This is a genomic window from Kitasatospora sp. NPDC004240 (assembly GCF_053603215.1).
Genome location: NZ_JBSGFD010000396.1, coordinates 1 through 2,960, shown reverse-complemented (window position 1 = coordinate 2,960; position 2,960 = coordinate 1). Strand labels below are relative to the sequence as shown.

Below are 2,960 nucleotides of genomic sequence, written 5' to 3'. Positions count from 1 at the left end.
CTGACGAACAAGCAGATACGGCGAGGCGTCCACAAGTCCGTCCACGCGCTCGAAGCCGACATCCGTGACTGGATCGCCACCTGGAACACCGACCCAAAGCCCTACGTCTGGACCAAGACCGCCGACGAGATCCTCGAACGCCTCGCCGGATATCTGAAGCGAATTCCAGACTCAGGACACTAGGGCACGTATTCGATTGTGATCAATTCGCTGGTTTTGCCCTCGCGCTCGTGCCTGATCCGGTAGATCGTGGTGTGTGACGCGAGTGCAACTGACAGACGCCGAGTGGGAGTTCATCGAGCCGTACCTGCCGATCGGTGAGTACGGCCCGTATCCCGAGCGGCTGCGTCGGCAGTTTGAGGGCGTGATCTGGCGGTTTCGGACGGGCAGCCAGTGGCGGGAGATGCCGCAGGAGTTCGGCGCCTGGTCGACCGTCCACAACCGCTTCCGGCAGTGGAGGGACGCCAGGGTGTTCGAGGCCCTGCTGGAGGGCGCGATCGCGGAAGCCGCCAGGCGGGGTGAGGTGGACCTGTCGCTGGTCAGCGTGGATTCCACCACTGTCCGGGCCCACCACGACGCCGCCGGGATGCACCTCGACCCCGACACGCTCGCCGACTTGGAGAAGGCCGCCGAGGAGGCGGAGAAGGCCCGGCAAAAAGGGGCGGCCCGCAGGGACAAGACGGACAGGACAGCGCACACGACCCGGAACGGGACGAGCGCCGACGTGTCCGACGCAGGCGAAGGCTCCGCCTGAAGGCCGCCCTACTCGGACGCCCCAGAGGCGGACAGACCAGCAAGGTCCACGTCGCCGGCGAGCGCAGGTGTCGCCCGCTGGTACTCGTCCTGACCGAGGGGCAGGCCGCCGACAGCCCGCACTTCATCCCCGTGTTGGAGAAGGTGCGGGTCCGCGGGCCCATCGGCCGCCCCCGCACCCGGCCCGACGCGGTCGCCGGGGACAAGACATCCCACGCGGATAGGCGTCAAGCGGCGGCAGCGGATCGGTCCTCCGAGGGCGGGACGGGAAATGCTCTCGCCTCGTCGTATGTCTGGCCGTGCTGGAGACAGTGAAAGAGCATGCCGATGAAGCGGTTGAACAGGTTCCTCTGAGCGGCGACGTGGCGGTCGCCGGCCTGTCTGCGACGGTCGTAGTGGGCTCTGGCTCCGGGTGACTTGGTGAGTGAGACGAAGGCCCACACGTAGCCGACGGCGGCCAGTCGCTGGTTCTTGACACGCCGGTTCATGACGAGGCGGCTCTTTCCGCTGGCTCGCGTGACTGGGGCGCTTCCGGCGTAGGCCTTCAGCGAGTCGGCGCTGGCGAATCGGGTCCGGTCATCGCCGATCTCGGCCAGCACGCGTGCCCCGGTCAAGGAGCCCAGGCCGGGAAAGCTGCGGATGATGGGCGCGTCCGGATGTTCCTCGAAGGCCTGGCCGGCGGCTTCCTCGAGTTGGTCGGCATTGAGGCAGGTGGTGTTCAGCTGCCGCGGGAGGGCAGTGGTCTGCTGCCCCAAGGCCGCCTCGATCCGTAGGGGCTGGTGGAGGTAGTCGCGGTGGAAGACCTCGTGGAGTCTGTCGGCCTCGGCCTGGATCCCACGGACTCGACCTGCCTGTGCAAGCAGGGCTTGCAGCTTGCGTCGCGTCAGGCCTGCCGCTGCGGTCGGTGTCGGAGCCGCGGCCAGTATCGCGCGGGCCTCTCGCGAGCACAGGCCCTGCTTGTGATCGGCGAACGCCGTCAGGATGGCCGGGTAGAACTCCCTCAGCTGGGATCGAAGCTTGTTGTGGGCCTGGCCGCGGTCCCAGACGGCATCTTGCTGGGCGCGGGCCAGCACAGCGATGGCCCGCACGAGTTCGGAGTCCGCGGGCAGCGGCCGGTGGGCCGCCATGTCGGTACGCAGGATATTCGCCAACACGGCAGCGTCGACAGCGTCTGACTTCTTCCGAGCGACCGAATACCGCTCCCGGTAGCGGGCGACCGCAAGGGGATTGATCGCGTAGACGGGGCGGCCGCTGGCCCGCAGGCAGGCGACGAGAAGTCCACGGGAGGTCTCGATCGCGATCGGGATCGGCGCCTGCGCGCTGTCTCCGTGCTCCAGCAGCAGATCGCTGAGCTGCGCGAAGCCGGCGATATCGTCGGTGATTCGTGCCTTGGCGAGCTGCGTTCCGGCGATGTCTACCAGCGCGATGTCGTGATGGTCCTCGGCCCAGTCCACCCCGCAGAATACGGGCGTGGAACGCACTGTGAGCTCCATGTGGCCCTCCTCGTCCGACGTCTTTCCTGGTCAGAGCCTGTGCAGGGTGCGCGTGCTCCCTAATGGAAGTGCTCAAGGCACGTCATCCCACCAGCCGTTCGCCACCCCAGCGGGAAGTGCGGCCCTCGGTCTGCAGCAGAGCTGAGCACTCACGCAGTGTGAAGAGGTGACCCGTACAACCGGCTCGGACTACGAACAGCGAACATCGCTACGGCCAGCGGAGCCAGCTGACTGCCCTCACGCTCGTCGCGATGAGCGCGGAGCCGGCCTCGTCTTGTCTAAGGACTCCGAGGTCCGGGCATACTCAAAGGCTCGGTCCGTGCCCCGAAGACCGGCGCCGATACCGGGGGAACCGAAGGTACCGCTGCCGCCCTTCGCTACCCATTAGGCCTACTCCTCCCGCGGCAACCGCGCCCACCTGCGCGGTCGCCGTATCAAGGGGGTCATCCCGGAGAAGAAGGACCAGGCCGCCAACCGGAAGAAGAAGGGCAGCAAGGGCGGCCGGCCCGTCAGCCACGACGCCGAGCTCTACAGGGACCGGAACACCGTCGAGCGCCTGATCAACAAGCTGAAGGCCTGGCGAGGCGTCGCCACGCGATACGACAAGACACCCGGCAGCTACTGAACTTGAACTCGTGATGTCGGTCGGCTCGTGGTGGCGGCGTCAGGGTCCGAAACCGCCGGATGTTGTCGGCTCGGGTTCAGGACGGTGGC

1 protein-coding gene and 3 pseudogenes are annotated in these 2,960 nt (G+C 67.2%); 3 read left to right on the top strand and 1 reads right to left on the bottom strand.

Features of this window, described 5'->3' with window-relative positions:
* Together ACWEQL_RS41900 and ACWEQL_RS41895 are read left to right on the top strand one after the other, a co-directional pair.
* Positions 1 to 183 (top strand): annotated as a pseudogene (locus ACWEQL_RS41900) (IS630 family transposase); the annotation flags it as partial.
* 73 nt (positions 184 to 256) lie between these two features.
* A pseudogene (locus ACWEQL_RS41895) lies at positions 257 to 960 on the top strand (transposase); the annotation flags it as partial.
* Between the two features lie 20 nt (positions 961 to 980).
* Here the strand turns inward: ACWEQL_RS41895 and ACWEQL_RS41890 are convergent.
* Positions 981 to 2,246 (bottom strand): IS110 family transposase, encoded by a 1,266-nt coding sequence (locus ACWEQL_RS41890; protein ID WP_452156790.1) that lies wholly within the window; start codon positions 2,244 to 2,246, stop codon positions 981 to 983.
* 388 nt (positions 2,247 to 2,634) lie between these two features.
* Between ACWEQL_RS41890 and ACWEQL_RS41885 the strand changes: the two are divergent.
* Positions 2,635 to 2,871, top strand: a pseudogene (locus ACWEQL_RS41885) (transposase); the annotation flags it as partial.
* Positions 2,872 to 2,960 lie beyond the last annotated feature (89 nt).